26 protein-coding genes are annotated in these 26,427 nt (G+C 73.3%); 19 read left to right on the forward strand and 7 right to left on the reverse strand.

Annotation, left to right across the window (positions count from 1 at the left end):
* Positions 1 to 15: 15 nt before the first annotated feature.
* From AC5L30_RS27290 to AC5L30_RS27305, 4 genes are all read left to right on the forward strand, one after another.
* Positions 16 to 1,272 (forward strand): beta-ketoacyl synthase N-terminal-like domain-containing protein, encoded by a 1,257-nt coding sequence (locus AC5L30_RS27290; protein ID WP_494870613.1) that lies wholly within the window; start codon positions 16 to 18, stop codon positions 1,270 to 1,272.
* A complete protein-coding gene (locus AC5L30_RS27295; RefSeq protein ID WP_494870615.1) occupies positions 1,269 to 1,586 on the forward strand; it encodes an antibiotic biosynthesis monooxygenase family protein in 318 nt (105 codons plus the stop codon). Before AC5L30_RS27290 ends, AC5L30_RS27295 begins: the two co-directional genes overlap by 4 nt.
* Positions 1,587 to 1,796: 210 nt before the next feature.
* The gene (locus AC5L30_RS27300; protein WP_494870617.1) at positions 1,797 to 2,624 is read left to right on the forward strand and encodes a M55 family metallopeptidase; all 828 of its coding nucleotides are present in this window, start codon (positions 1,797 to 1,799) and stop codon (positions 2,622 to 2,624) included.
* Positions 2,625 to 2,949: 325 nt separating this feature from the next.
* Complete coding sequence (locus AC5L30_RS27305) at positions 2,950 to 4,299, forward strand: class I adenylate-forming enzyme family protein (RefSeq protein ID WP_494870619.1); 1,350 nt, start codon at positions 2,950 to 2,952, stop codon at positions 4,297 to 4,299.
* Here the strand turns inward: AC5L30_RS27305 and AC5L30_RS27310 are convergent.
* Positions 4,227 to 4,913 (reverse strand): 4'-phosphopantetheinyl transferase family protein, encoded by a 687-nt coding sequence (locus AC5L30_RS27310; protein ID WP_494870621.1) that lies wholly within the window; start codon positions 4,911 to 4,913, stop codon positions 4,227 to 4,229. The genes AC5L30_RS27305 and AC5L30_RS27310 overlap by 73 nt on opposite strands.
* A 15-nt stretch (positions 4,914 to 4,928) precedes the next feature.
* On the opposite strand from AC5L30_RS27310, the gene AC5L30_RS27315 reads away from it, so the two are divergent.
* The 11 genes from AC5L30_RS27315 (at position 4,929) to AC5L30_RS27365 (ending at position 15,365) form a co-directional block, all read left to right on the forward strand.
* A complete protein-coding gene (locus AC5L30_RS27315) occupies positions 4,929 to 5,195 on the forward strand; it encodes an acyl carrier protein (RefSeq protein ID WP_203119726.1) in 267 nt (88 codons plus the stop codon).
* Complete coding sequence (locus AC5L30_RS27320) at positions 5,195 to 5,440, forward strand: acyl carrier protein (RefSeq protein WP_494870623.1); 246 nt, start codon at positions 5,195 to 5,197, stop codon at positions 5,438 to 5,440. The genes AC5L30_RS27315 and AC5L30_RS27320 overlap by 1 nt, the downstream gene beginning before the upstream one ends.
* The gene (locus tag AC5L30_RS27325) at positions 5,433 to 6,539 is read left to right on the forward strand and encodes a beta-ketoacyl synthase N-terminal-like domain-containing protein (protein ID WP_494870625.1); all 1,107 of its coding nucleotides are present in this window, start codon (positions 5,433 to 5,435) and stop codon (positions 6,537 to 6,539) included. The genes AC5L30_RS27320 and AC5L30_RS27325 overlap by 8 nt, the downstream gene beginning before the upstream one ends.
* A 146-nt stretch (positions 6,540 to 6,685) precedes the next feature.
* The gene (locus AC5L30_RS27330; protein WP_494870627.1) at positions 6,686 to 7,123 is read left to right on the forward strand and encodes a beta-ketoacyl synthase chain length factor; all 438 of its coding nucleotides are present in this window, start codon (positions 6,686 to 6,688) and stop codon (positions 7,121 to 7,123) included.
* Positions 7,120 to 8,736, forward strand: coding sequence for a class I adenylate-forming enzyme family protein (locus tag AC5L30_RS27335; RefSeq protein ID WP_494870628.1), 1,617 nt, complete (start codon positions 7,120 to 7,122; stop codon positions 8,734 to 8,736). Before AC5L30_RS27330 ends, AC5L30_RS27335 begins: the two co-directional genes overlap by 4 nt.
* Positions 8,733 to 9,971, forward strand: coding sequence for a beta-ketoacyl-[acyl-carrier-protein] synthase family protein (locus AC5L30_RS27340; protein WP_494870629.1), 1,239 nt, complete (start codon positions 8,733 to 8,735; stop codon positions 9,969 to 9,971). Before AC5L30_RS27335 ends, AC5L30_RS27340 begins: the two co-directional genes overlap by 4 nt.
* Before the next feature lie 75 nt (positions 9,972 to 10,046).
* A complete protein-coding gene (gene hppD / locus AC5L30_RS27345) occupies positions 10,047 to 11,138 on the forward strand; it encodes a 4-hydroxyphenylpyruvate dioxygenase (protein WP_494870630.1) in 1,092 nt (363 codons plus the stop codon).
* Positions 11,135 to 12,064: a phytanoyl-CoA dioxygenase family protein gene (locus AC5L30_RS27350; RefSeq protein WP_494870632.1), complete on the forward strand. Its 930-nt coding sequence runs from the start codon at positions 11,135 to 11,137 to the stop codon at positions 12,062 to 12,064. The genes hppD and AC5L30_RS27350 overlap by 4 nt, the downstream gene beginning before the upstream one ends.
* Before the next feature lies 1 nt (position 12,065).
* Positions 12,066 to 13,040, forward strand: a complete 975-nt coding sequence (locus AC5L30_RS27355; RefSeq protein WP_494870633.1) for a thiamine pyrophosphate-dependent dehydrogenase E1 component subunit alpha — start codon at positions 12,066 to 12,068, stop codon at positions 13,038 to 13,040.
* Position 13,041: 1 nt separating this feature from the next.
* A complete protein-coding gene (locus tag AC5L30_RS27360; protein WP_494870634.1) occupies positions 13,042 to 14,007 on the forward strand; it encodes an alpha-ketoacid dehydrogenase subunit beta in 966 nt (321 codons plus the stop codon).
* Positions 14,007 to 15,365 carry a hypothetical protein gene (locus tag AC5L30_RS27365; RefSeq protein WP_494870636.1) on the forward strand — a complete coding sequence of 453 codons (1,359 nt, stop codon included), beginning with the start codon at positions 14,007 to 14,009 and terminating at the stop codon, positions 15,363 to 15,365. The genes AC5L30_RS27360 and AC5L30_RS27365 overlap by 1 nt, the downstream gene beginning before the upstream one ends.
* Positions 15,366 to 15,434: 69 nt before the next feature.
* Here the strand turns inward: AC5L30_RS27365 and AC5L30_RS27370 are convergent, their stop codons facing one another.
* The 6 genes from AC5L30_RS27370 to AC5L30_RS27395 form a co-directional block, all read right to left on the reverse strand.
* Complete coding sequence (locus tag AC5L30_RS27370; RefSeq protein ID WP_494870638.1) at positions 15,435 to 16,127, reverse strand: SGNH/GDSL hydrolase family protein; 693 nt, start codon at positions 16,125 to 16,127, stop codon at positions 15,435 to 15,437.
* Between the two features lie 39 nt (positions 16,128 to 16,166).
* Positions 16,167 to 17,105: an exo-alpha-sialidase gene (locus AC5L30_RS27375; RefSeq protein WP_494870640.1), complete on the reverse strand. Its 939-nt coding sequence runs from the start codon at positions 17,103 to 17,105 to the stop codon at positions 16,167 to 16,169.
* Between the two features lie 175 nt (positions 17,106 to 17,280).
* Positions 17,281 to 17,685 carry an MmcQ/YjbR family DNA-binding protein gene (locus tag AC5L30_RS27380; RefSeq protein WP_494870642.1) on the reverse strand — a complete coding sequence of 135 codons (405 nt, stop codon included), beginning with the start codon at positions 17,683 to 17,685 and terminating at the stop codon, positions 17,281 to 17,283.
* Between the two features lie 18 nt (positions 17,686 to 17,703).
* Entirely contained in the window at positions 17,704 to 18,627 is a 924-nt protein-coding gene (locus AC5L30_RS27385) for an aminoglycoside phosphotransferase family protein (protein ID WP_494870644.1), read from the reverse strand.
* Positions 18,628 to 18,667: 40 nt separating this feature from the next.
* Positions 18,668 to 19,891: an MFS transporter gene (locus tag AC5L30_RS27390; RefSeq protein ID WP_494870646.1), complete on the reverse strand. Its 1,224-nt coding sequence runs from the start codon at positions 19,889 to 19,891 to the stop codon at positions 18,668 to 18,670.
* Entirely contained in the window at positions 19,888 to 21,447 is a 1,560-nt protein-coding gene (locus AC5L30_RS27395; protein WP_494870648.1) for an AMP-binding protein, read from the reverse strand. The genes AC5L30_RS27390 and AC5L30_RS27395 overlap by 4 nt, the downstream gene beginning before the upstream one ends.
* 312 nt (positions 21,448 to 21,759) lie before the next feature.
* Between AC5L30_RS27395 and AC5L30_RS27400 the strand changes: the two genes are divergently transcribed.
* The 4 genes from AC5L30_RS27400 to AC5L30_RS27415 all read left to right on the forward strand — a co-directional run bounded on the left by AC5L30_RS27400 (position 21,760) and on the right by AC5L30_RS27415 (position 26,427).
* Complete coding sequence (locus AC5L30_RS27400) at positions 21,760 to 23,037, forward strand: SGNH/GDSL hydrolase family protein (RefSeq protein WP_494870758.1); 1,278 nt, start codon at positions 21,760 to 21,762, stop codon at positions 23,035 to 23,037.
* 70 nt (positions 23,038 to 23,107) lie between these two features.
* Positions 23,108 to 24,319 carry a cytochrome P450 gene (locus AC5L30_RS27405; RefSeq protein ID WP_494870759.1) on the forward strand — a complete coding sequence of 404 codons (1,212 nt, stop codon included), beginning with the start codon at positions 23,108 to 23,110 and terminating at the stop codon, positions 24,317 to 24,319.
* Positions 24,320 to 24,326: 7 nt separating this feature from the next.
* Positions 24,327 to 25,331 (forward strand): LipP1 family hormone-sensitive lipase, encoded by a 1,005-nt coding sequence (gene lipP1 / locus AC5L30_RS27410; protein WP_494870650.1) that lies wholly within the window; start codon positions 24,327 to 24,329, stop codon positions 25,329 to 25,331.
* Positions 25,324 to 26,427, forward strand: coding sequence for an alpha-hydroxy acid oxidase (locus AC5L30_RS27415; protein ID WP_494870651.1), 1,104 nt, complete (start codon positions 25,324 to 25,326; stop codon positions 26,425 to 26,427). Before lipP1 ends, AC5L30_RS27415 begins: the two co-directional genes overlap by 8 nt.

Here is a 26,427-nt window from a genome sequence, read left to right on the forward strand (position 1 = left end):
AAGCGGAGTGCTGGCGTGAGCGCCGAGGTCGCTCGCGCCGTGGTGACCGGGATCGGGGTGGTCGCACCGAGCGGCATCGGCGCGGACGCGCACTGGCGCACGGTCCTCGCCGGCACCCGCCGGACCGGGCCGATCACCTTATTCGACCCGTCCGGCTATCCGACCCGTTTCGGCGGGGAGGTGCCCGGCTTCACCGCCGACTCCTACGCCGACAGTCGACAACTGGTGCAGACCGACCGGTGGACGCACCTCGGCTTCGCCGCCACCCGGCTGGCGTTGGCCGACGCCGGCCTGCCCGACCGGGCCCCCGATCCGTACGGCTACGCGGTGACCCTGGCCAGCTCGTCCGGGGGCAACCTGTTCGGTCAGCGGGAGCTGCAACGCCTGTGGGGCGGCACGTCCCGGACCGTCGGGGCGTACCAGTCGATCGCCTGGTTCTACGCGGCCAGTGTCGGACAGCTCTCCATCCACCACCAGTTCAAGGGCCCGAGCGGGGTGCTGGTCGCGGAGTCGGCCGGCGGGCTGGACAGCCTGGCGCACGCCGCCCGCGCGGTGCGCCGGGGCACCCCGGTGGTGATCGCCGGGGCCACCGAGTGCCCGTTGAGCCCGTACGCGCTCGCCTGCCAGCTGCGTTCGGGGCTGCTCAGTGACGTCGCCGACCCGGAGCGGGCGTACCGGCCGTTCGACGCCACCGCCAGCGGCTACCTGCCGGCCGAGGGGGGAGCGGTGTTCGTGGTGGAGGAGCTGGGGCACGCCCTGGCCCGGGGCGCCCGGGTCTACGGCGAGGTGAGCGGGTGGGGCTCCACCCACGACGCCGCGCACACCACGGCGGAGAGCGCCGGCGACGCGACCCAGTACGCGCGGGCCATGCGCCTGGCCCTGGACCGGGCGGGCGTCGCCGCGGCCGGAATCGACGTGGTGCTGCCCGACGCGCTCGGCGTGCCCCGATACGACCGCAGCGAGGCCGAGGCGCTGCGTGCCGTGTTCGCCGACCGGTCACCCCCGGTGACCACTCAGAAACCGCTGACCGGTCGGGCGTACCAGGGCGGCTCGGCGTTGGACGTGGCCACCGCGCTGCTCGCCTTCGCCCACGACACGGTGCCCGCGTCGGCCGGGCCGGACGAGGTGGCCGAGGGCTGCGAGCTGGACTTCCTGCGCGAGCACCGCCGACCGCGCAGCCGGCTCGCCCTGGTCTGCGCGCGGGGCTTCGACGGGTTCAACAGCGCGCTGGTCCTGCGCGGGGCCGCGCCGATGAGGGGAGAGGCGTCATGAGCGGTCAACGAGCGAGGGTGGTCTTCCTGGTACGGGTGCCGGCACCGCGCACCGAGCAGTTCCTCGCCGCGTACGAACAGGTGCGGCACCTGGTCGCCGGTGGCGTGCCGGGGCACCTGGTCGACCAGGTGTGCCGCTCGTCGACCGACCCGGAGCAATGGTTGATCACCAGTGAGTGGGCGAGCCTGGCCGACTTCGAAGACTGGGAACGCAGCCCGGAGCACCGCGAGTTGGTGCGCCCGATGCGGGAGTGCTTCACCGACGCCCGTTCGCTGCGCTTCCACATCCACGCCCAAACCCCAGCCCTAGCCTGACGCCCCCGCCCCGCCCCGCCCCGCCCCGCCCCCGTCGATCATGGAGTTGTGGTGGGGGACAAGTGCCTCTTACCGTGATGATCCAGGCACCACAAGTCCATGATCGACGGCTCTCTTCCCGGCGACCGCAACTGCGAGATCGGCACGGTGGGACGGGGCTGCGCCGCGCGGGGTCGACATCGTCTCGGGAGCGCGTAGGGTCCGGTAGTCATGAAGGTGCTGATCTCGGTGGACCTGGAAGGCATCTCGGGGATCGTGCATCCTGCCGAGACCAACCCGGATCGGTACGACTACGAGCGTGGCCGAGCGTTGATGACGGCCGAGGCGAACGCCGTGATCGCTGGGGTTCTCGACGCCGAACCCGACGCGGTGGTGTGGGTCGCCGACGCGCACGGAACGTTTCGGAACATCCTGCCGGAGGACCTCGACCGGCGTGCTCACCTGGTGCGAGGCAAACCCCGCCCGCTGGGCATGCTGGCGGGGCTGGACGAACACACGGACGCCGTTCTGCTCGTCGGCTATCACGCCCGGGCCGGTGCCGGGCCCGCCGTACTGGCGCACACGATAAGTGACGCCATCCTCGACGTGCGGGTGGCCGGCCGTTCGCTGGGCGAGATTGGCCTCAACGTCGCCATGGCGGGACACCTGGACGCGCCCGTCGTTCTGCTCAGCGGAGACGACACCGCCTGCGCCGAGTTCGGTGAGCTGGTGCCCTCGGCCGTCACCGTCGCGGTCAAGCAGACCCTGGGGCAGGCCGCCGCGGTGGCCCTGCATCCGCAGGAGGCGCGGGAGCGGCTGCGTCACGCTGCCGCCGACGCGATCGCCCGGCGCGCCTCGATTCCCCCGGCGAAGCGGGCCGGGCCGTTAGCGGTCGAGGTCGACCTGTACGGCCCGTACATGGTCGACCTCGCAACTCTGGTGCCGGGTGTGACCCGCGTCGGCGGCGGCCGGACGGTCGCCTTCCACGCCGCCGACTTCGCCGACGCCTATCGGCTCGTTCAGCTGCTCGTCCAACTCGCCAGCATCAAACCCGGTTAGCGCGCGCGAATCGTCGGGTTCACTTGGTGACCGCGACGCCATCGGCCGTCCGGCTGGGGCCGCGCGACGGTTGTACGAGGGGTCATGCCTCGGTGACGCTCTGCCGGATCGCCCGCCCGATCCTGCCCGCCGAACGGGCTGTCGGCAATCCGGCTGGCCGCTGCTTTTGATCCATCCATTCGCATCTAGCAATGGCCCTGTGGGCGTCGTATGGTTCCCCGCAGCACCCCGACAAGCGTACGTGATGGGCGGATTCGCCCTTTTTGATGCTGGGCGGTGAACGGCAGTGGCGGCAGAAGATCCTACGGCGACCGACCCCGGATGGGTGGACGAAGTCCTGTTCGCCGGCCGTCCGACCGACGTTTGTCTCCGTCTGCCCGAGCCCGTCGACCGGGCCACCCTGCACCGGCTGGTCACCGCCGCGCAGGACCGGCTCACCGCCGCCGGACTGCGCCCCGGTGGCGCCGCGGCGCTGCGGTTGCCGCCCTCGCTGGCGTACGTGGTGAACCTGCTGGCCACCTGGCGAGCCGGGGGACAGGCGATCCTGCTCGACCACCGGCTCACCGACCACGAGGTGGACCGCGCCCTGCTCCGACTGACCCCGCAGGTGGTGGTCGCCCCGGTGCACAGCGGTGGCGGCGCGCTGAAGATCTTCGTCGATGTCACCGAGGGCGTCACCCGGTACGCCGACCGGCCGGCGGTCAGCGGCCACGCCGTGATCCAGCTCAGCTCCGGCTCCACCGGTCCGTCCAAGGTGATCGGCCGCACCGCCGCCGACCTGGTCGCCGAGGTGCACCGCTACACCCGGATCGACGGAGTGGCGCTGCCCGGCGAGCGGATCATCCTGCTGCCCTCGATGGTGCACGTGCTCGGCCTGGTCGGTGGCCTGCTCTACGGGCTGCACGCCGGGGTCGAGCTGGTGCCGCCGGAGCGGCTCAGCGGCGACGCCGTGCTGGCCGCGATCAGCGCGGACACCACGCCGGCCACTGTCCTCGGTGTGCCGTTCCACATTGGACTGCTCGCCTCCACCCGCCCGGCCGGTCCGCTGCCCCAGCTGCGGCGGATGACCACCGGGGGCGAACTGGTGCCGGCCACCGTCGCCCGGGCGTTCACCGACCGGTACGGGGTGCCGCTGGGCAACATGTACGGGATGACCGAGGTCGGGGTGATCGGCACCGACCTGTACGGGTCGCACCGACCGTCGATCGCCCCGGCGCCCGGCATCGAGGTCCGCGAGTCCGGCGGTGAGCTGTGGGTGTCCTGCCCGGCGTCGCCGTACGTCGGACTGAGCGACCCGACCCGTTGGTCCGACGGCTGGCTGCACACCCGCGACGCCGGCGCCGTCGATGAGGACACCGGCCTGGTCACGGTGCGCGGTCGACTCGACTCGCAGGTCTCCGTCGGCGGGATGAAGGTCGACCTGACCGAGGTGGAGGCCACCGTCGCCGAGCTGACCGGGGTGGCCGCCGCCGTGGTGGTCTGGGATGGCGGCATCACCGCGTACGTCCAACCCGACGGCCCGCTGTCTGAGGAGACGCTGGACAAGCTCCTCGCCGAGCGGCTGGCCGGCTACAAGCGGCCCCGGGCGCTGCACCTGCTCGATCAGTTGCCCCGCACGACCACCGGCAAGCTGGTCCGCTCGACCGACGCGCTGCGCTCGGCGGTCACCCCGTGACCGGGCCGCTGCACCACCTCGACGTCGACGTGAGCGCTCGCGAGCGCGGCGACCGCCAGGACGAAGCCCCCGCCCAGCTGTGGGTGACCGACCCGCACGGGCTCGGCGCCGGGCACCGGCCGCAACGGCAGCCCCGGCGCCGGCATCAACCGGTGCAGCCCGCCGTCGCGCAACCCCCGCCCGAGCGCCTTGCCGACCGCCTCCTTGGCGGTCCACAGCCGCAGGAAGTCCACCGTCCGATCAGCCTCGGGCCGATCGCCCAACCAGGCCAACTCGGTCGGCGGGAACCAGCGGCGGGCCAGCGCGAGCGCCGGCAGCGGGCGGACCCGTTCGACGTCCACCCCGACCGCGCCGGCCCGGCGGGCGGCGACCACCACCAGCCCGGCGGTGCGACTGACGCTGACCGGCAGCTCGACCGACCCGGTCGCCTCGTCGACCGAGACGACCGGCCGTCCTTCGCGGTCGTGCGTCAGTACCAGCTCGGTCTCCGCGCGACCGAGCAGCAGAGCGCCCGCCCGCCGCAGCAGCACAGCGGCCGGATCCGGCTGACCGCCGGTGTCCCGGCCGACCCACACGTAGGCGGTGTCCCGACCGGACACCGTCAGCTGAACCACGCAGAGAGGGTATCCATGAGAGCCGAGGTCCGCGCCTTCGTCGTCGAACAGCTCGCCGACATGAACTACGACGTCGAGGGGCTCGACGACGACACCACGCTCGGCCCGTCCGGCGTCGACCTGGAGTCTCTCGCCCTGGCTGACCTGTCCGTCCGGGTCGAGGACCGTTACGGCCTGACGTTCGCCGACGACGAGTCGGAGCAGCTGGCCCTGATGACGGTCGGCGAGTTCACCACCATGGTCGCCAATCGCGTCACCGAGGCGACGAGCGACAAAGGCTGATGAGCGGTCAGCCCGATCTGGGGCGAGCTGACCTGATGACCATGCTCGCCGAACTCACCGCGAAACCGGTTGCCGAGGTGTCCGACCGGATCGGCTCGATGGAGCTCGCCTGGCTGGTGCACCTCGTCGAGCAGCGCTACGAACGCCGGCTCGACCTCGACGACGACGAGCTGGCCGGCATCCGCACCGTCGACGACGCCCTGGTGGTGTTCCGGGCGTCGCTGACCGCCCCCGCAGATGGTTGAGGCGCGCGTCGCCCACCTCACCGGCGTGCACGCGGTCAGCGCCCTGGGACGGGGCGCCGACGCGCAGCTCGCCGGTGTGCTGGCCGGGGTGCCGGCGTTCGGGCCGGTGGGCCGGTTCGACACCGCCGCCCGCCGGGTCACCGTGGCGGCCACCCTGCCCGAGGTCGGCACGCTCCCCGACGAGTTGGCCGCCGCGATCGACGGGGCCTGCCGGGCGGCCGGCCTGGACCGCGCGCAGCGCGCGGGGTGCGCCCTGCTGCTCGCCGTGCACGGTGGCCCGGCCACCGGCCCGGCCCCGGCCGTGCTCGCCGGGCAGCTCGCCGCCCGGTGTGGACTCTCCGGTCACACCCGGGTCTACACCAGCGCCTGTGTGTCGGCGAGCACGGCGGTGGCCGACGCCGCCGCCCAGATCACCCGGGGTGGGGTCGAGCGGGTGGTGGTCGCGGCCGGCTACCTGGTGGAGTCGGATCAGTTCGCGCTCTTCGACGCCGGTCGCGCCCTCGCGGTCGACGGGGCGGTCCGCCCGTTCAGCGCCGGCCGCCGGGGGTTGCTGCTGGGCGACGGCGTGGCCGCGGTGGTGCTGGAGTCGAGCGCCACCAGTCGGCGCGGCCGCGCCGATCCGGTGGCCACCGTGGCCGGGTGGGGACGGGCCGGTGACGCGTTCCATCCCTGCCAGCCGGAGCCCGGCGGCACCGGGCTGGCCCGCGCGATCGACGGCGCGCTGCGCCGGGCCGGGCTGCCACCGCAGGCCGTCGGCTACGTCAACGCCAACGCCACCGGTACCGCGCAGAGCGACGCCGCCGAGGCCGCCGCCCTGCGTCGGGCCCTCGGCGGGCACGCCACGCGGGTCCCGGTCAGCTCCACGAAGTCGGTGCACGGGCACGCGCTGGAGGCGTCCGGGCTGCTCGAACTGGTGGTCACCGCCCTCGCGCTGCGCCACGGCGAGCTGCCGGTCAACGCCGGCTGGCTGGCCCCCGACGAGTCGTGCCCGCTCAACGTCGTAACGGACCGTCCCGAGAAGACGGCGGCAACCCACGCCCTGAGCCTCAACGCCGCCTTCGGCGGCGCCAACACCGCTCTCCTGGTCGGCGTCGGATGACCGCCCCCAACTCCCCGCGATCGTGCACTTTCTGCCCTGACAAATCCGACCAAGCACCTGAAGCGACAACCGAAACCGCACGATCGTCGGGGGAGAGGGCTCGGGCGCGGTGGCCTGAGGGTGAGGACGGGGCGGCCGCGCCGGGGGTGCCGGGGTTCGTGCACTCGGACTTCGCGCCGGTGGTGGTGGCCGTGGCCGAGCGGTGTCTGCGGCGGGGGTACGGGTCGGCGGGGGTGCCCGCCGGGGTACGGACGGGAATTGTGCTGGTCAGCGCCAGTGGCGATCTCGCCAGCGCCCAGCACGTACGGGAGACCGTCGAGGCCGGCGGGCGGGTCGGCCCGCTGTTCTTCTTCCAGTCCGTGCCCAACAGCGTCGCCGGGCTCGTCGCGGCCCGCTGGGACCTGCGCGGCCCGGTGGTCTGTCTCAGCCCGACCGGCGACCCGTACGCCGACGGCGTCGCCGAGGCCGACCTGCTGCGCCACGACGGTGACGCCGACGAGGTGTTGCTGATCCTGATCGAACAGGCACCCGACCGGCCGACCGAGGCGGTCGCGGTGCTGCTGGGGGGAGGAGCACGACCATGAGGACACGGGGACTGCGCGGCGCACTGGCCGCCGACGCCGAAGTGGGTGCGGGCAACGTGCTGGCCCGGGTACTGGCGCACGGCGCCGACCCGGACGGGCCCGGCTTGACCTTCGACACCGCCGTCGACGGGCACCCCGCCGAGACGCCACTGACGCTGGGGCGGCTCGACGAGCGGGTCGCCGCCCGCGCCGCCTGGCTGCACGAGCAGGGGGTACGCCCGCGCGACCCGGTCGCCGTCTGGGCCACCGCCGCCGCCGACATGGTGCTCAGCTTCCTGGCGCTGGCCCGGCTCGGGGCGATCCCGGCGCTGATGAACGGCAAACTCCGCCCGGAGATCGCCGCCGAGTACATTCGCCGGCTGCGGGGCGTCGGTGTGCTGGCCGACGACGCGCACACCGCGCTGCTGGCCGGGCACGACCTGGGCGTGCCGGTGCTCGGCACTCCCGCGCAGGCCGGCGCGGGCGACCCGGCCACCGCGCCGGCGCACTACCGGCACCACCCGGACGACCCGATCGTGATCACCCACACCTCCGGGACGACCGGGGTGCCCAAGGCGGTGCTGCACTCGCACGCCAGTCTCTTCGCGGCTACCCGGCACCTGCTCACCATGCCGCAGGCGCAGGGCACCAGCCGGATCCTCAACGCGCTGCCCGCCCCGCACACCGCCACGGTGCTGATGGTCAACCAGGCGCTGGGCAACCGCGCGCAGATGTTCCTGCTGTCCGAGCAGGGCGGTGAGCGGGTGCTGGACGCCATCCAACGTTGGCGCCCGGACGGGGTGTTCGGTTTCTCGGTGACCTGGGCGGAGTTGGCCCGCTTCGACCTGTCCGGGTACGACCTGGACTCGGTGCGGTTGTGGTTCAACACCGGGGACGCCTCGCACGAGCCGCACATCCGCCGCCTCGTCGCGGTCGGTTGGCACGACACCGTCACCCGTGACGGGGTGGCGAAGGTGCCCGGGTCGGTCTTCATCGACGGGCTGGGCTCCAGCGAGATGGGGCACTCGATGTTCCACATCACCCATCGCGCCGACACCGACCGGTACGGCCGCTGCATCGGCCGCCCGTACCAGTTCACCAAGGTCGCGGTGCTCGACGCCGACGGCGAGCCGGTGCCGGTCGGCGAGGTGGGTTTCCTGGGCATCGACTCGCCGTCGCTGTTCCGGGGCTACTGGAACGACTCGGTCACCACCTACCGGTTCCGCCAGCGGGGTTGGTACCTCACCGGTGACCTGGTCCGGGCCGACGCCGACGGCCGCTACTACCACCTGGACCGGGCGGTGGACTCGGTCGACGCCGGTGACGGGCGGCGGTTCTACACGGCGCTGTCCGAGGAGCGGATCCTCGCCGACTGCCCGGACGTCACCGACTGCACGGTGGTGATCGTCGCCGAGACCGGTGGCGTGGTCACCGACGTGCTGCTGGAGTTGGCCGCCGGCGCCGACGAGGCCGAGGACCGCACCGAGCGGGTCCGTGCCGCCCTCGGCCCGGACGTCGGCGCCACATTGCGCCGGGTGGTGCCGGTGCGCTCCGCCGACATCCCGGTCACCGTGACCGGCAAGGTCCGCAAGGTGGTCCTGCGTGAGCGCTACCTCACCGAGGCGGCCTCATGACGGCTGTGATCACCGGGATGGGTCTGTTCACCCCGGTCGGGCGGGGCGTCGAGGAGACCTTCGACGCGCTGACCACCGGACGGTCCGGGCTGACCCGCCCGCCCGAGGGGCACCCGGCGAGGGAGTCGCTGGACGTCGCCGGCCTGCTGCCCGACATCGACCCGCGGACGGTGGCGTCCGGGCCGGAAACCCGGGTGCTGGACCGGATCGTCGTGCTCGCCCTGCTCGCCGCCGCCGACGCCCTCGCCGACGCCGGCATCGAGGTGGGCCGTGACGTCGACCCCGACCGGATCGGGGTGATCGTCGGTGGGGTCGGGGGGATGGCCACCCTGGAGTCGCAGGTGCTGGCGCGGGCGGCCCGGGGGCGGGCGGCGGTCAGCCCGTACCTGCTCACCGGGATCCTGCCGAACATGCCGGCGGCGCGGATCGCCATCGCGCACGGCATCCGGGGCTACAGCTCGTCGGTCGGCACCGCCTGCGCCTCCGGCGCCCAGGCGGTCGCCGACGGGGTCCGGCTCATCGCGACCGGTGAGGTCGACGTGGTGCTCTGCGGGGCCAGCGAGGCACCGCTCTTCCCGACCTTCGCCGACACCTTCGGCAACGCGCGGGCGTTGGCGCGCGCCGGCACCGACCCGGGCCGGGCGAGTCGGCCGTTCGACACCTCCCGCAGCGGGTTCGTCCTGTCCGAGGGCGCCGCGCTGCTGGTGCTCGAACGCGCCGAGCACGCCGCGGCGCGCGGCGTCGCCGGGTACGCCGAGGTGGCCGGCCACGGCGCGACGACGGACGCGTACCACCCGACCGCCCCCCGCCCGGATGGCGCTGGCGCGGCGGCGTGCATCCGCCGGGCGCTGCGCAGTGCCGGTGTGCCGGCGGCGGTGGTCGGTTACGTCAACGCGCACGGCACCGGCACGAAGCTCGGTGACATCGCCGAGACCACCGCCCTGGCCGACGTCTTCGGCGTCGGCGGTGTGCCGGTCAGCTCCACCAAGGCGCTCACCGGTCACCTGCTGGGCGCCTCCGGGGTGCTGGAGGCGGCGGCCACCGCGTTGGCGCTCGGTCGGGGGCTGCTGCCGCCGACGTACCACCTCGACGATCCGGATCCGGCCTGCCCGGCGGACCACATCCGTGGCGCCCCCCGCAAGGCCGACCTGGAGTACGCGGTCACCAACTCGTTCGGGTTCGGCGGCCAGAACGTGAGCCTGCTGCTGGCGCGCGTCGGCGAGCCGAGGGGGTGATCGAGGCGGCATCCCGGGCGGGGCGTGCCCGGACGGCAACACAGGGGGAATCGGGTGGGAAGGGTTTCAGGGGACATGGACATCCGTGGTATCGACCACATCGAACTCTACGTGGGGGACGCCCGACAGGCGGCCTTCTACTTCAGCACCGCCGTCGGCTTCGAGATCTGTGGCCAGGGTGGTCCGGAGACCGGGCTGGCGGGGCAGCGCTCGCTGTTGCTCTGCCACGGCGACATCCGGTTGCTGCTCACCTCCGGGTTGAGCGCCGAGCATCCGGCGGCACGGTACGTGCAGCGCCACGGTGACGGCATCGCGGTCGTCGCGGTCGAGGTCGACGACGTGTCGGCCGCGTACGCCGAGCTGGTGGGTCGGGGCGCGACCGGCGTGACGCCGCCGACCACCCGCACCGGCGCGGACGCCGAGGTGGTGATCGCCGAGGTGGACGGCTTCGCCGACGTGCGGCATCGGCTGGTGCAGCGCCGGGGCGACCGGGGCGAGTTCCTGCCGGGCGCCATCACCGCGGCCGTGTCCACGACGGACGACCACCCGCCGGTGCTCGCCGAGATCGACCACCTGGCGGTCTGCGTGCCGCCCGGCCAGCTCGACGCGACGGTCCGGCACTTCCAGGCGCTGTTCGACTTCGCGCAGATCTTCGAGGAGCACATCGAGGTCGACGGGCAGGGGATGAACTCCAAGGTGGTGCAGAGCCCGTCCGGGCGGGTCACCGTGGTCCTGCTCGAACCGGACCGCACCCGGCGGCCGGGGCAGATCGACGCGTTCCTCGACCAGCACGCCGGTGGGGGAGTGCAGCACCTGGGGCTGCGCACCGACGACATCGTCGGCGCGGTGGAGGCGCTGGGCCGGCGCGGGGTGCGCTTCGCCGGCACTCCCGCCAGCTACTACGACGCCCTGGAGGCGCGGGTCGGCCGGGTGGACGCCCCGCTCGAGCGGCTGCGCGAGCTGGGGGTGCTGGTCGACTCCGACCACGACGGTCAGTTGTTGCAGATCTTCGCCGAGTCGATGCACGTGCGCCGCACGCTCTTCCTGGAGCTGATCGAGCGGCGCGGCGCGCGGGGCTTCGGCAGCGGCAACATCAAGGCGCTCTACGAGGCCAAGGAGAGGGAACTGGCCGCCGTGGCGGCCACACCACAGGGGGTGGGGGCATGACCGCTACGGAGTACGAACCGACGCTCACCGCCGAGGAGCGGGCGCTGCTGCCGTCCGACGACGATGTGCGGCACTACGCCGAGCACGGCTGGTACCTGTCGGGAAAGGTGTTCACCGACGCCGAGGTGGACGCTCTCGCCGCCGCCGCGCAGCGCTACTACGACGGGGAGCGGGACCGCCGCCTGCCGGTACGCCCACCGAAGCTGGCCTACTGGGAGCAGTCCTTGGGCCCGGTGCAGCGACACAACGACTACGTCCACCACGAGCACGACGGGCTCGGCGCGATCCTGCGCAAGCCGCTGCTCGGCGCGGTCGCCGCCCGGCTGGCCCAGGCCGACGAGATCCGCGTCTTCCAGTCCACGCTGATCTACAAGCCGCCGATCTCCGGCGAGCCGAGCAACATCGTGCCCTGGCACTTCGACAAGCACTACTGGGCTTCCTCGTCGTCGGAGAAGATGCTGACCGCGTTCATCCCCTTCCACGACTGCGGGGAGGAGATGGGCACCATCACCATGGTCGACGGCTCGCACCGGTGGAAGGAGATCGGCGCGGACGACACCGTGGTGCGGCACTTCGCCGACCGGGACCGCAGCCAGCTGGAGGAGATGCTGGCCGAGAACGCCGCGTACAACGGCGCGGAGATCCGCAAGGTCCCGATGGTGATCCCCAAGGGACACGTGAGCTTCCACCACTGCCGCACCTACCACGGCAGCGGCCCCAACGTCAGCGGCCGCCCCCGTCAGGCGATCTCGCTGCACCTTCAGGACGGCGACAACGCCTGGCGGGAGTATCCGCTCTCCGACGGCACGCTCGCCGCGTACAACCACGACGTGCTGGTCCGCCGCACCCACGACGGGCGGCCGGACTACGCGGACCCCGACTACTGCCCGGTCATCTGGCGCCACCGCGCCCAGCAGGGAGGCTGACGTGACCGACGCCGACCCGGTCCGGCTCTACCGCACGGTCCGGCTGATCCGCCGGTTCGAGGAACGGGCGGTGGAGCTGGTCCACGGCGGGCAGATCGTCGGCGGCATCCACCCGTACCTCGGTCAGGAGGGGATCGCCGCCGGCGTCTGCGCGGCGCTGGGCGCCGACGACGTGCTCGCCGGCACCCACCGTGGGCACGGGCACGTGCTGGCCCGCGGGGCCGACCCGGCCCGGATGCTCGCCGAACTGTGCGGCCGGGTCACCGGGCTCAACGCCGGCCGGGGCGGCTCGATGCACGCCGCCGACCTGAGCATCGGCGTGCTCGGCGCCAACGCGATCGTCGGCGCCTCCGGGGCGATCATCACCGGCGCGGTCTGGGCCCACCGCCGCCGGGGCCGCGACACCGTCGGGGTGAGCTTCTTCGGCGACGGCGCGGTCAACGAGGGGATGCTGCTGGAGGCGTTCAACCTGGCCGCGCTCTGGCGGGTGCCGGTGCTGTTCGTCTGCGAGAACAACGGTTACGCCACCACCATGCCGGTCGACGGCGCGGTGGCCGGCAGCATCGCCGGCCGGGCCGCCGCGTTCGACATCCCGGCCGTCCAGGTCGACGGCCAGGACCCCGAGACGGTACGCATGGCCGCGTCCGCCGCCGTCGACCGGATGCGCGCCGGTGGCGGCCCCGAGCTGATCGAGGCCCGGACCTACCGCTTCGACGTCCACCACACCTTCGAACACGGGGTACGCCTCGACGACTACCGGCCACTCGACGAGGTGACCCGGGCCCGGGCCCGCGACCCGGTCCGCATTCAGGGTGAACGCCTCGCCGACGCCGATCGCGCCGCCGTGGACGCCGAGGTCGAGGCGACCCTCGACGCGGCGGTGCGGTTCGCCCTGAACAGCCCGGAACCCGACCCGGCCGAGGCGTTGACCTACCTGTACGCCAGCGGCCTGACCGCCCGCACCGGAGGTGGCTGAGGTGCCCCGACTGTCGTACCGCCGGGCGCTGACCCGGGCCCTCGCCGACGAGTTGGCCCGCGATGAGGCGGTGTTCCTGCTCGGCGAGGACGTCCAGGTCGGGGCGTCGCTGGTGACCACCGGGCTGGCCAAGCGGTTCGGCACCGAACGGGTCCGCGACACCCCCCTGTCGGAGCAGGCGTTCACCAGCTTCGCCACCGGGGCGGCGCTGGCCGGGCTGCGGCCGGTGATCGAGTTCCAGATCCCGTCGCTGCTGTTCCTGGTCTTCGAGCAGATCGTCAACCACGCGCACAAGTTCCCGCTGATGACCGGCGGGCAGTGCAGTGTCCCGGTCACCTACCTGGTGCCCGGCTCCGGCTCGCGTACCGGGTGGGCCGGGCAGCACTCCGACCACCCGTACAGTCTCTTCGCCCACGTCGGCGTGGTGACCGTCGTGCCGGCCACCCCGGCCGACGCGTACGGGCTGCTGGTCACCGCCATCCGCCACGACGACCCGGTGGTGGTGTTCGCGCCGGCCGGCGCGATGGACGTGCGCGACGACGTCGACGACCTGACGCCGGTGCCGCTGGGCCGGGGCCGGATCCACCGCTTCGGCGACGACGTGACCGTGGTCGCGATCGGGCACCTCGTGCACGACGCGCTCGCCGTCGCCGAGGAGTTGGCCGACCAGGTCTCGGTGGAGGTGTTCGACCCGCGCACCCTGTACCCGTTCGACATCGACGGTCTCACCGAGTCGGTGGCCCGCACCGGGCGACTCGTGGTGCTCGACGACGGCAACCGTGCCTGCGGCATGGCCGCCGAGATCATCGCCTCGGTGGTGGAGCGGGTCCGGCTGCTCGCCCCGCCGCGTCGGGTCACCCGCCCGGACGGGGCGGTGCTGCCGTTCGCCCCAGCGCTGGACCGGGCCGTCCAGCCCGGTCGGGACCAGCTCGCCACCGCCATCCACCTGACCATGAAGGACTCATGATGACCGACCCGAACTACCCGTGGCCGGCGGCCGACCGGGCCTGGACCGACCTGCCGGAGCCGGCCCGCCGGGCCATGGTGGCCAGTGGGGCGGCGGCCTGGGAGCAGGTCTTCCACGGTCGGGCCAGCTACAACAAGCAGTGGCGGTTGGCCCGCCCCCCGGTGCTCACCGCCGACGCCTGGCGGGAGCTCAACGAGGTCTGCGACCGGCTCGCCCAACTCATCCTCGACGCCTGCCGTCGGCGGGCCGGCACTGCCGGCGAGCTGCGCCAGCTGCTCGACGTACCGGCGGGGGAGACCCGGCTGCTGGACGAGTCCGAGCCGCTGACCGAGGCGCTGCTGGCCGCGTACCGCCCGGATGTGATCTTCTCCGCCGGGGTGCCGAAGTTCGTCGAGTACAACATCGACAGCAGCCTCGGCGGCGGGTTCGACGCCGACACCGTCATCCAGCGGTTCGCACGCCTCTACCGGGAGCAGGGCCTCCTCGACGACCTGCCGGTGCGGGCCGCGCCGTCACTGCTGGACCAGCGGTTCGTGGCGATCCGCGAGGAGCTGCGGCTGCCCGAGGGCGCCCGGGTGGCGTTGCTGATGGACTTCGACGCCGACTACCCGGGCCTCGACGACCCGCAGACGTTCATCCGGATCCTCGACCCCCTCGCCGTACGGGCCCGGGACTTCGGCATCGACCTGGTCATGGCCCCGGTCTCCACCGCCACAGTGGACGCCGACAACCGTCTGGTCGTCGACGGCGCACCGGTCGACGCGCTGTTCCGGTTGTTCGTGCCCAACCGGGTCACCCCGAGCCCCGGCCTGGACGCGGTGGCCCTGACGCTCGCCGCCGGCACCCTACCGATGTTCGTGTCGGCGGCGGCCTGGCTGCTCGGCAACAAGACCACGTTCGGCTGGCTGTGGGAGGACGTGGACGGGCTGCCCGCCGACGACCAGGCGCTGATCCGCCGGCACGTGCCGTACACGGTGCCGTTGACCGCCGCGGTGCTCGACCGGGCCATCGCCGAGCAGGCCACGCTGGTGGCGAAGCCGGCCGACGGTTCGGCCGGGCACGGCGTGCTGCTCGGCCCGGAGCTGAGCGCGGCGGAGTGGGCCGACGGTGTGCGGGCCGCCGTCGAGCAGGGCGGCGCCATCCTCCAGGAGTACCTGCCGACCGACCGGGTGTCGATGGACTTCGTCCAGATCGAGACGGGTGACACGGTCACCGCCGACGTCCCGTACTCGCTGGCCCCGTACCTGTTCGGCCGCCATGCCTCCGGCGGCCTGGCGAGGGTCGGATATCCCGGCTGCGACGGAATCCTCAACCTGGCCCACGGCGTCCTCCTGACCGGAATCCTCCTGACCGACTGACCCCGGCCCTACGCGGTGATCAAGAGATTTCGGTCAAGACACGCCAGCTTCCTGACGCAAACCTCTTGATCACCGAGGCGAGGTGCGGTGGGGGCGGGGGAGGGAGAGGGTGCGGAGGGTTTGGGCTGTCGCTATGGCGTCGCTGCGGGCGCTGCCGTGGCGGCCGTCGGTGCTGTAGAGGCTGGGGTCGGCCGTCAGGGGATGGTCGGTCAGGTGGACGTGGAGGGTGCCGAGGCGTTGGGCCAGGCTCGCCGTGTGGGCGGAGAGGCGGCGCATTCGTTCCCCTAGCCCGGCCCGGAGGTGCTCGGGCACGGCCGGGCTGTGCGAGACGTCGAACATTCCCACGGTGATCACGTCGGCGCCCACGTCGCGCAGCGCGGTGATCATCGCGGTCAGTTCGGCGTCCACCGCCTCCGCGTCGTACGCCGGGTGGAAGGCGTCGTTGCCGCCGCAGACGACCAGCGCCAGGTCCGGCGCGAAGGCGAGCGCCGGGGCGAGCTGCGTGGCCCGCACCTGGTGCGCGCGCAGCCCGCGTCGCCCCAGATTCCGGTACGCCAGCCCGGGGCGTACGGCGGTCAGTTCGGCGGCGACCCGGTCGACCCACTGCACGTCCGGGTAGCCCGGTGTCGGCTCACACATGCCCTCCACCACGCTGTCGCCCAGCGCCACGAACCGGTGCCACGGGTGCCCGTGCAGCAGGTCGGCGGCCTCCCCCGGGCGCAGACAGTACGGGTCCGTCGATTCGGTGAGGGTCGATGGCATGCCGGCACGCTAGCCGACCGCCGGGCTGCCGGGCCAGGCTCAGCCGGTCAGGCTGACCTCGGCCAGGTAGACACAGGTCTGCCCCTCGTGGGAGGAGTAGTAGCTCACCCACAGCAGGTCGTCGTGCCAGACCAGGCCGGGGTAGCTGGTGTCGCCGCCGGACGGCAGCGCGACCAGCTCGGTCAGCTCGCCCCGGTCGGGGTCGACGACGCAGATCGCGGTGCGGACCTCCCCGTCGTGCAGGCGCACCCCGGCCAGCAGCCGCCCGTCGGGCAGCCGGAGCAGCGTCGGCCCGCCCACCTGGACGCCCAGGTCGGTCCAGGCCCAGTCCCGGTACGGCGGCACGGCCCGGCCGAGCTGCGCGCTCGCGGTGCCCGCGTCCCGCCGCAGCAGACAGCGGGCGGTGCCGTCGGGGTCGAAGACCAGACCGGACTCGTTGGGGTACCCGTCCTCGAACAGCGTCGGCACCCAGGGCCGCAGGTCGACCCCGTCCGTGCTGCGATAGAGCCGGGCGAATCTCGGCTCCCGGGTGGCATAGCCGACGCCGTACATCGCGTCGTCGTGCCAGGCCGCCCGCCACACCCAGACGCCCGGCTCGCCCACCGGGGTCGGATCGTTCCAGGCGTGCCCGTCGGCGGAGAGCCAGGTCACCGTCTGGAACGTCTTGGTGGCCGCGCCGGTGGCGGCCGCCGCCAGCAGTTGCAGCCGCCCGTCGGGTCGCGCCACGAAGCGCGGGTCGCGCAGGTCCGTGCCGGCCTGCCGGATGACGGTCACGCTGGTCCAGGACCGGCCGTCGGTCGACGTCAGCACCCGGATCACGCCGTCGTCACTGAGGTGGGTCCGGGCCTCCCGGAAGGCGCAGAACCAGCTCCCGGCGTACCGGACGAGGTCGGTGAACGCGCTGTGCGGCGCGGTGTCGCCGATCCGACGTACGGCGGTGACCTCGGCGGTGAGGCGGCGGGTGGGTGATGACGTCATACGCGGCAGCCTCCAGGTGCGGTGACGACGGTCGACGCTAGCCGCCCCCGCCGACGCCCGGGCGGCCAGCAGCCGAACGTCCGACGAACAACGCGCGGGCGCGGTCGGATTGGCGTCGTGGGCGCGACCGCGCTGCCGTACCGACCATGCCACCGCGACCCCGACCGGCCACTGACTAGCCGGCGGTCGACTCCTGCTCGGCGCGGTGGGCGGCGGCGAGCCGCTTCGGGGCGCGCGCGTACCACGCCTCGGTGATCACCTCGATCAGCTCGGACGGGCTGATCCGGTCGAGTCTGACCAGCACCGCCGGGTAGCCGTCGAAGTGCGGGGTGGTGAGGTAGACCGACGGGTCGTCGGCGAGCAGGGCTTCCTTGACGCCGAGGTCGGCCACCCGTACGCCGAGGAGCGGGCCGTCAGGCGCGGCGGCCCCGAGGGCGTCGAGGTCGGCCCGCCGCAGCGGTCGTTCCCAGACGAATGGTTTGTCGCGCACCCGCCAGGCCGGCAGTCCATCGTACGAGGCCCGCTCGGTGGTCTCGGGCAGCGCGAGCGCGATCCGACGGACGTCGTCCCAGCTGGCCATGCCCACCACGGTACGGGTTCAGCGGGCCACGGTGTGCTTGGCGAGGAGTTCGCCGAGCACCTGTCCGGCCCACTCGGCCTTGGCCGGGTCGGGATTGTTCAGGGTGATCAGCGCCTTCCACAGCGCCCAGCCTCGTCCCCGGGCCCAGGTGGCGTCGTCGAGACCGAGCGTGGCGCGGAAGGCGGCCCGGCTGGGGCCGTGCAGCAGGGTCCAGGCGATCACGGTGTCGCAGGCGGGGTCGCCCACGCCGGAGCAGCCGAAGTCGATGACGGCGGCGAGCCGGCCGTCGCGGACCAGCAGGTTGCCCTCGGCGACGTCGCCGTGGAACCAGACCGCAGGCCCGGCCCAGGTGGCGTCGAGGGCGGCCTGCCAGATGCCGGTGACGACGTCGACGGGGACGCGGTCGCGATGCGTCTCGATCGCCGCCCGGGTCTCGGCGTCGTAGGTGGACAGCGGACCGCCCCGCCAGGCGCTGTGCGGGCCGGCCGCCGGGCCGTCGGTGGCGTCCACGCGGCGCAGGGCGCGCAGGAAGGCGGCGAGGTCGGTGGCGACCCGGGTCAGGTCGTTGATCCGCTCACTGTGGGCGGTCCGCCCGTCGATCCAGCGGTAGACCGACCATGGGTACGGGTATCCGGCCGCGGGCCGGCCGTGGCCGAGTGGGGTCGGCACCTCCACCGGCAGCTGTGGCCCGAGCACCGGCAGCCAGCGCTGCTCCTTGGCGACCTGGAGGGCGTACCCGGCGCCGCCGGGCAGCCGCACGCTCATCTCCTCGCCCAGGTGGAACGTGCGGTTGTCCCAACCGTCGACCTCGACGGGGCGGATCGGCAGCTCCGCCCACCGGGGGAACTTCTCGGCCACCAGTCGGCGGACCACTGCCACGTCGATCCGGTCGGCCACGACATCGTTGGTCACCGGGACGCCCGGCGTCGGGTGCGCGTTCATCGGTCCGAGCCTGCGGCAGCCGGGCGTGCCCCGCAACGGTTTACCGGGTGGTGACGGGGGTGGGCCGCACCGGTTTCTCCGGGCCGGGCGCCCGGTTCAACAGCGGGTACGCGGTGACCGCCAGGCACACCGCCGCCATGGTCAGCAGGGCCGGGGTGAACCCCAGAGCGTCCACCGACCAGCCGCCGAGCAACGCGCCGACCGGCAACCCGACGAACGCCAACGAACCGGCGATGCCAATCACCCGGGTCTGCAACTCCGGTGGCACCCGCTCGTAGAGCGCCACCCCGAGCAGCGGGTTGACCGCCGCGATGCCGATTCCGGACAGGAACGTCACCACGAGCACCACCGGCAGCTCGTCGCTGATCGCCAGCGCCACCAGCCGGGGTGTGCCGGCGACCAGCGCGCCGACCAGGAACGTCAGCCGTCGGGGCAACCGGGGCCCGAGCGCGGTGAACACCAGGTTACCCAGCAGCGCGCCCGCCGAGAACGCCGCCAGCACCAGGCCGAGACCGCTCGGGCCGGGCAGCTCCCGGGCCACCCACACCGGTATGTAGACGGCCACACTGGCGTTGGCCACCATGTTCAGCGCCGAGATGACGGCGAGCATGCCGAGCAGCGGCCGGTCCCGACCCAGGTAACTGAAGCCACCCCGCAGCGCGCGCAGGTAACTCTCCGGCTGCGCGGGTTGCGTCGGGGCGGCCAGCGGGCGGACCAGGACGCCGATGAGCAGCGCGCAGACGCCGAAGCTGGCCGCGTCGATGAGGATCGCCTCGGTCACCCCGAACGCGGCGATCAGCAGGCCGCCCACGGCGGCGCCGAACAGCGTCACCACCCGGCTGAGCCCGTCGTACGCGGAGGTCAGCCGGATCAGCGGCACCCCGGCGGCCTCCGCGACCGGGCGGAACATCACGTGTTTCACCCGGTCCCCGATGCCCCGCAACGCGCCGGCCACCGCGACGAGCGCCACCAGCGGGACGAAGCCCAACCACGGGGTCAGCGCCACGACGACCATCACCACCGCGCTGCCCGCGTCGCAGAGGATCGAGGTACGGCGCAGGCCGATCCGGTCCGCCCAGGGCGTGCCCAAGGCGCTGGACAGCAGGTACGGCAGGGTCTCGGCGAACGCGACCAGACCCATCTTGGTGGGGCTGCCGGTGGTGACCAGTACCAGCCACGGAATGGTCACCACCGAGATGCGGGTGCCGAGGTTGGAGATCAGGTCCGCGCTGACCAGGACGACCAGTTGCCGGCGGGGGGTCACGCCCCGACCGCCGCCGCCCGACGGGCCGCGTACCGCGCGCGCAGCGCCCGCTTGTCCACCTTCATCGACCGGTTCACCGGCAGCCGGTCGAGGAACTCGACCCCGGCCGGCGCCCACATCTTGTTGAGTTCGGCGGTCACCAGGTCGATCAGTTCCGCCCCGGTGACCGTCGCGCCCGGCCCGAGCACCACGTACGCGTGCGGCACCTCGCCGACCGTCTCGTCCGGCACGCCGATCACGGCGGCGGCCCGTACCTGGGGGTGCCCGACCAGCACGTCCTCGATGGGACGGCAGAAGATCGCCCAGTTTCGGCGATGCGTGACGATCATGTCGTGTGCCCGGTCGACGAGGTAGAGGTAGCCATCGTCGTCGAGGTGGCCGATGTCGCGGGTTCGCACCCACCCGTCGACGAGCGTCTGCGCGGTCAGCTCGGGCTGACCGTGGTAGCCGGCGAAGCTCAGTCGGGTCCGCACCCACACCTCGCCGTCGCGGCCCGTCGGCAGCACCGCGCCGTCGTCGTCGCGGATCTCGATGCGGACGTCGCCGTAGGGCCGCCCGCAGGAGCGCAACCGCTCCGGGTGCTCCGGATCGTCGGTCAGCCCGGGCAGCGCGGTGATCACGACCGCTTCGCTGAGGCCGTACACGATGCGCAGCACCGGGCCGAACCGCGCGATGGCCTGGCGCAGCCGGGCGGGCGCGGCGGGCCCGGCGCCCACGTTGAACATGACCATGGCGGAGAAGTCCGCGCCGACCAGCGCCGGGTGGTCCAACACCTCGTAGAGCATCGGCGGGGTGACGAAGGTCGAGTTGATCCGTTCCCGCTGCACGGTGTCCACGAAGGCCACCGGGTCCCAGTCGTCGCGCAGGAACAGCACCCCACCGGTGAACAGGTTGAACAATGTGGTGATCTGCCCGCTGGCCAGCCACATCGGCGAGTGCGACAGGTGCCGCAGCAGCGGGAACCCGGCGGCGCGGAAGTCGGCGGCCAAGGCGAGGATCTGGGCGTAGAAGCTCTCCCGGTGGTGCACCAGCTTGGGGCTTCCGGTGGTGCCGCTGGTCTGCAGGAACGACTCGGGCGCCGGCACGGACGCCGGCAGGCCCGTCACGTCGGCGTCGGCGGTGAGGTCGGGGCCGGGACCGCCCGCGCCCAGACAGCAGACCGGGGTGCCGGGCAGCGCGGCGGCCAGCTCCGGGCCCAGACTGGCCGGGTCCCGGGCGTCGTAGACCAGGGCGTCCGGGCGGGCCAACCGGATGAACTCGTCGACCTCCCGGCGCGCGGTCACCGGGGCGACCCACATCGTCCGACAGCCGAGCAGGTGCAGGGCGAGCTGCAACAGCGGGCCCTCCACGGCGTTCGCCACGGTCACCAGTACCGCCGACCCGGGTCGTACGCCGTGCCGGGTCACCGTCGCGGCCATTGCCCGGACCCGCGCGGCGGCCTCGGTGTAGGTGAGTCGCCGATCGCCGCCGACCAGCGCCTCCCGGTCGCCGAACTCGGCGAAGAGGTCCAACACCCTGTGCACGTAGGTCGTGGTGTGTCCGGGTCCGTCAGTCATCCGGCAGCCCCCATCCGAGAATGCGGCGGTCCCGGGCAGTTCCCGGTGACGACGCGACGGTGGCGCGCTCGGGCGACCGCACCGCCGCCGCCTGGAAGCCTAGGCCGGAAACGGCTGGTCGGAACCGTGCCGACGGGCGATCCGAGCGACCCGGCGGACATTTGATCACGTCGATCAGGTTGATTGACGCCCGTCAGCGGCGGCGGCTAGGTTTCTGGACCATCGTCCAGGCGGGCGCCGTCACTGGACGGCCCTGGGCTGCCACACGATGGAGGTTCCATGGCAACGGCAACCCCGAAGAGATGGCCTGTCATCGCCGCCGCGGCCGCGCTGTTGGTCGCCGGCGCACCCGCCGTCGTCGCCAGCGCCGGTCCGTCCGGCACCGCCGCCGACCGAGCTGACCGCGCCGAGTGGGCGGGCAGTTGGGCCACCGCGGTCACCCGGGGCAACTCGGTCGGGTTGACCAACACCGGCCTCAACGACCAGAGCGTCCGGATGATCGTGCACGTCTCGGTGGGCGGCCCGGCGCTGCGGGTACGCCTGAGCAACCTCTACGGCGAGCAGGCGGTCAAGGTCGGTCGGGCCACCATCGCCCGGCCGAACACCACAACCGCCGACGACCTCTCCGACATCGACGCGGCGTCGGTGCGCCCGCTGACCTTCACCGGTGCCACCACGGCGACCATGAACCGGGGCGCGGAACTGCTCAGCGACCCGTTGACCTTCCCGGTCGCCGACGACAGTGACCTGGTGGTCACCCTGCACTTCCCGACGCCGACCGGCCCGACCACGTTTCACGGGCAGTCCCAGCAGGCCAACTTCATCGGCGCGGGGGATCTGACCGGGGCGGCCGAGGGCACCGGGTTCACCACCCGTCCCACCTGCTGCTGGTTCTTCCTCTCCGGCATCGACGTGCAGCGCAAGGGCAGCCCCGGCGCGCTGGTCGTGCTCAGCGACTCCATCGGTGACGGCAACGGCAGCACGGTCAACGCCAATCGGCGCTGGCCCGACCTGCTCTCCGACCGGCTGCTCGCCGACCGGCCGGACAGGCGCACCCCGGGCGTGCTCAACCTGAGCCTGGCCGGTAACCGGCTCAACCACGAGGGCACCGAGCCGGGCGACGGCAACTACCCGGGCTACTACCAGCTCGGACCGAACGCGGCGGCCCGGCTCAACGAGGACGTCTTCCCGCAGACCGGCGTGCGTACCGTCGTCACCCACCTGGGCATCAACGACATCTGGATGTCGAACGACACACCCGAGGCGATCATCGGGACTCTGCGGCAGATCAACCAGCAGCTCCAGCAGCGCGGGCTGACCAGCCTCGTGGCCACGCTGACGCCGTACGAGGGGCACGGCGCGCCGGGCGTGTGGACGCCGCAGAAGGAGGCCACCCGCCAGGCGGTGAACGCGTACCTGCGCGGCAGTCGGGAGTTCGACGGGCTGCTCGACTTCGACCGGGTGCTACGCGACCCGGCACGGCCCAGCCAGCTGCTGCCCGCGTACGACTCGGGGGACCACATCCACCCGAACGACGCCGGCAACCAGGCACTGGCCGACGCCGTGCCGTTGCGGCTGCTCGACCTGTGACATCGACCGGGGGGCGGTGGGTGATCCCCGCCGTCCCCCGGTCACCGACATCGGCGGGGAGGAGTTGGCCGTGGACGTGGAGGAGATACTCACCGGCCTGTACAGCGAACAGGGCAGACAGGATCCGTACCCGTGGTACGCCGGCCTGCACCGGCTCGGCCCGATCAGCGCGGTGCCGGCGCGCCCCGAGCACCGTACGGTGGCCGCGGTCGCGGTCGGCTACGACCTCGTCGACGGGTTGCTGCGTGATCCGGAGTGGACGAAGCAGCCGCCGCCGGGCTGGCAGGAGCAGGAGATCCTGCGCACCCTCCAGACCTCGATGATGTTCGTCAACCCACCCGATCACACCCGGATGCGGCACGTCTTCTCCCGCACCTTCACACCGCGTCGGCTCGGCGCGCTGGAACCGGTGATCCTGCGGGTGGTGGACGAGCTGCTGGACCGGATGGCGGACGCCGGGGAGGGCGTGGTCGACTTCGTGGCGGATTTCGCGTACCCGGTCCCGGCGCTGGTGATGGCCGAGTTCATCGGCATCCCGGCGGGGGAGCTGGCGTGGTACCGCGAGCGGGTGGAGTGGATCGACGAGTTCCTGGACGTGGCGGGAAAGACCCCGCAGCGGCTGGCCGCGGCCAACACCGCGGCCCAGGAGCTGCGGGGCTTCTACCGGGAGCTGCTGGGGCACCGCCGTCGGGTGCCCGGGGATGACCTGCTGAGCGGGCTGGTGGAGGCCCTCGACTCGGGCGAGGTGGAGCTGACCGAGGAGGAGTTGGTCAGCAACCTGATCGTGCTGTTCAACGCCAGCTTCGTCACCACCGCCTACATGTTCGGCAACGGGCTGCCGTTGCTGCTGGCCCACCCGGAGACGGTCGCCGCTGTGCCCACCGACGAGAAGTTGGCCCTGGGCTGCGTCGACGAGGTGTTGCGGCTGGAGACCCCGGTGCACTTCCTGGCCCGTGCCGCACCGGTCGACACGGTGCTGGGCGGTGTGCCGGTCGCCCGGGACGACAACGTGCTCCTCATCATCGCAGCGGCCAACCGGGACCCGGCACGTTTCCCGGACCCGGACGTCTTCGACCCGACCCGGCCGGGCCCGCCGTCGTTGGCCTTCGGGGCGGGTCTGCACTTCTGCCTCGGCGCGGCGGTGTCGCGGATGGAGGGTCGCCTCGCGCTGCCCCGGCTGTTCGCCCGGTTCCCCGCGCTGACGGTCACCGAAACGCCGACGTACAGCGGCAGCCTGTTCCTGCGCGGCATCGACACGTTGCTGGTCAGCACCGGTGGATAGGAGCGACATGGCCCTGCACCCGGAGGTGGCGGTGTACCGGGCGGCCCGCGCCGCGGCCGGCACCCCGCCGCTGTACGCGCAGACCCTCGACGAGGCGCGCGCCGCGGACCTGGCCGCGATCCGCGCCGGCAGCGGCGCGGTCGAGCCGGTGACCGAGGTACGCGACGAGCGGATCCCCGGCCCCGCCGGGGAACTGCCGCTGCGGGTGTACCGGCCGACCGGGTCGGGTCCGCTGCCCACCGTGCTGTACTTCTTCGGCGGCGGCTGGACGCTCGGCAATATCGACACCGCCGACGGCATCTGCCGGCGGCTGGCCAACGCCGTGCCCTGTCAGGTGATCACCGTCGGCTACCGCCTGGCCCCGGAGAGCCCCTTCCCGGCGGCGGTGCACGACTGCCACGCCGCCACCTCGTGGGTAGCCCGGCACGCCGACCGGTTGGGCGCGGACCCGAACCGGCTGGCGGTGGGCGGGGACAGCGCCGGCGGGAACCTGGCCGCCGCGGTCACCCTGCTCAGCCGTACGGACGGGCCCCCGCTCGCCGCGCAGCTGCTGGTCTACCCGAACACCGACCAGAGCGGCGAACCGGTCGGTGACGACGACCCGACGCTGTTCAACCGCCGTTCGGTCGCCTGGTACCGGACGCACTACCTGGCCGACCCGGCGCACGCCCGGGATCCGCTGGCCTCGCCGCTGCTCGCCGACGACCTGTCCGGGTTGCCGCCGGCGCTGGTGATCACCGCCGAACTGGACCCGCTCCGTGAGGAGGGGCAGCGGTACGCCGAGCGGCTGCGCGACGCCGGCGTCTCCACCCGGCTGGAGCACTACCCGGGCATGATCCACGGGTTCTTCGCCATGCCGGGAACCTTCACCGACGGGCGACGGGCGCAGGCGAGCGCGGCGGCGTTCCTCCGCGAGCGCTTCGGGCTGCCGGCCGGGCCGGGCGAGGCGGATGAGCTGGCCGGCCCGGCCGAGCCGGTGGCCGCGACGGGACCGGCGGCCGGGGATGGGTGAGCGGGTGTTGGCCGACCTGCCGGCCGTGTCGCTGGCCGACTACGCCGAGCGGGCCCGGGCCGTGCTGCCGCCGGACGTGTGGGACTATCTGGCCGGCGGCAGCGCGTCCGAGGTGACCCTCGCCGCGAACCGCCACGCGCTGGACCGGGTCGCGGTGCTGCCCCGGGTGCTGCGCGGGGTGGACACCGTCGACCTCGGCACCCGGCTGCTCGGTCGTCGGTACGCGATGCCGGTCGGGGTGGCGCCGATGGCGTACCAGCGGCTGGTGCACCCGGACGGGGAGCTGGGTCTGGCGGCGGCGGCCGGCGCGGCCGGGATCCCGTACCTGGCGAGCACGTTGGGCAGCACCCCCATCGAACAGGTCACCGCGGCGGGCGCGGACGTCTGGTTCCAGCTCTACTGGCTGCGCGACCGGGCTCTCGTCCGCGACCTGCTGGACCGGGTGGTCGCGGCCGGCTGCCGCGCGCTGGTGGTCACCGTGGACGTCCCGGTGCTCGGCCGACGCCCCCGGGACCTGCGCAACGCGTTCCGGCTGCCGGCCGAGGTGGTCGCCGCGAACCTCCCCGAGGGCCGTGACGCCCTGGCGCACTCCGGCGCCCCCGGGGTGTCCGCGATCGCCGCGCACACCGCCGCGTCGTTCGCGCCGGCGCTGCGCTGGGCGGACCTGGCGTGGCTGCGCGAGCAGGTCGACCTGCCGCTGGTGGTCAAGGGGCTGCTGGACCCGCGCGACGCGACCGAGGCGGTACGGGTCGGCGCCGACGCGGTGGTCGTCTCCAACCACGGCGGGCGGCAACTGGACGGCTCACCGGCGAGCGTCACCATGCTGCCGGAGGTCGTCGACGCGGTCGGGAACGGCTGCCAGGTGCTGCTGGACAGCGGCATCCGGGGCGGCACCGACGTGCTGCGGGCGCTGGCGTTGGGCGCGGCCGGGGTGCTGGTCGGCCGGCCGCTGCTCTGGGCGCTGGCAGCCGGAGGCGAGTCGGCGGCCCGGGACGCGTTGGGTCTGCTCGTCGCCGAGTTGACCGACTCGCTCACCCTGGCCGGCTGCGCCGACGTGGTGGCGGCCGGCGAGCTGCGCACCCTCGGGGCGGGGTGA

Source organism: Micromonospora sp. BQ32 (assembly GCF_059358895.1).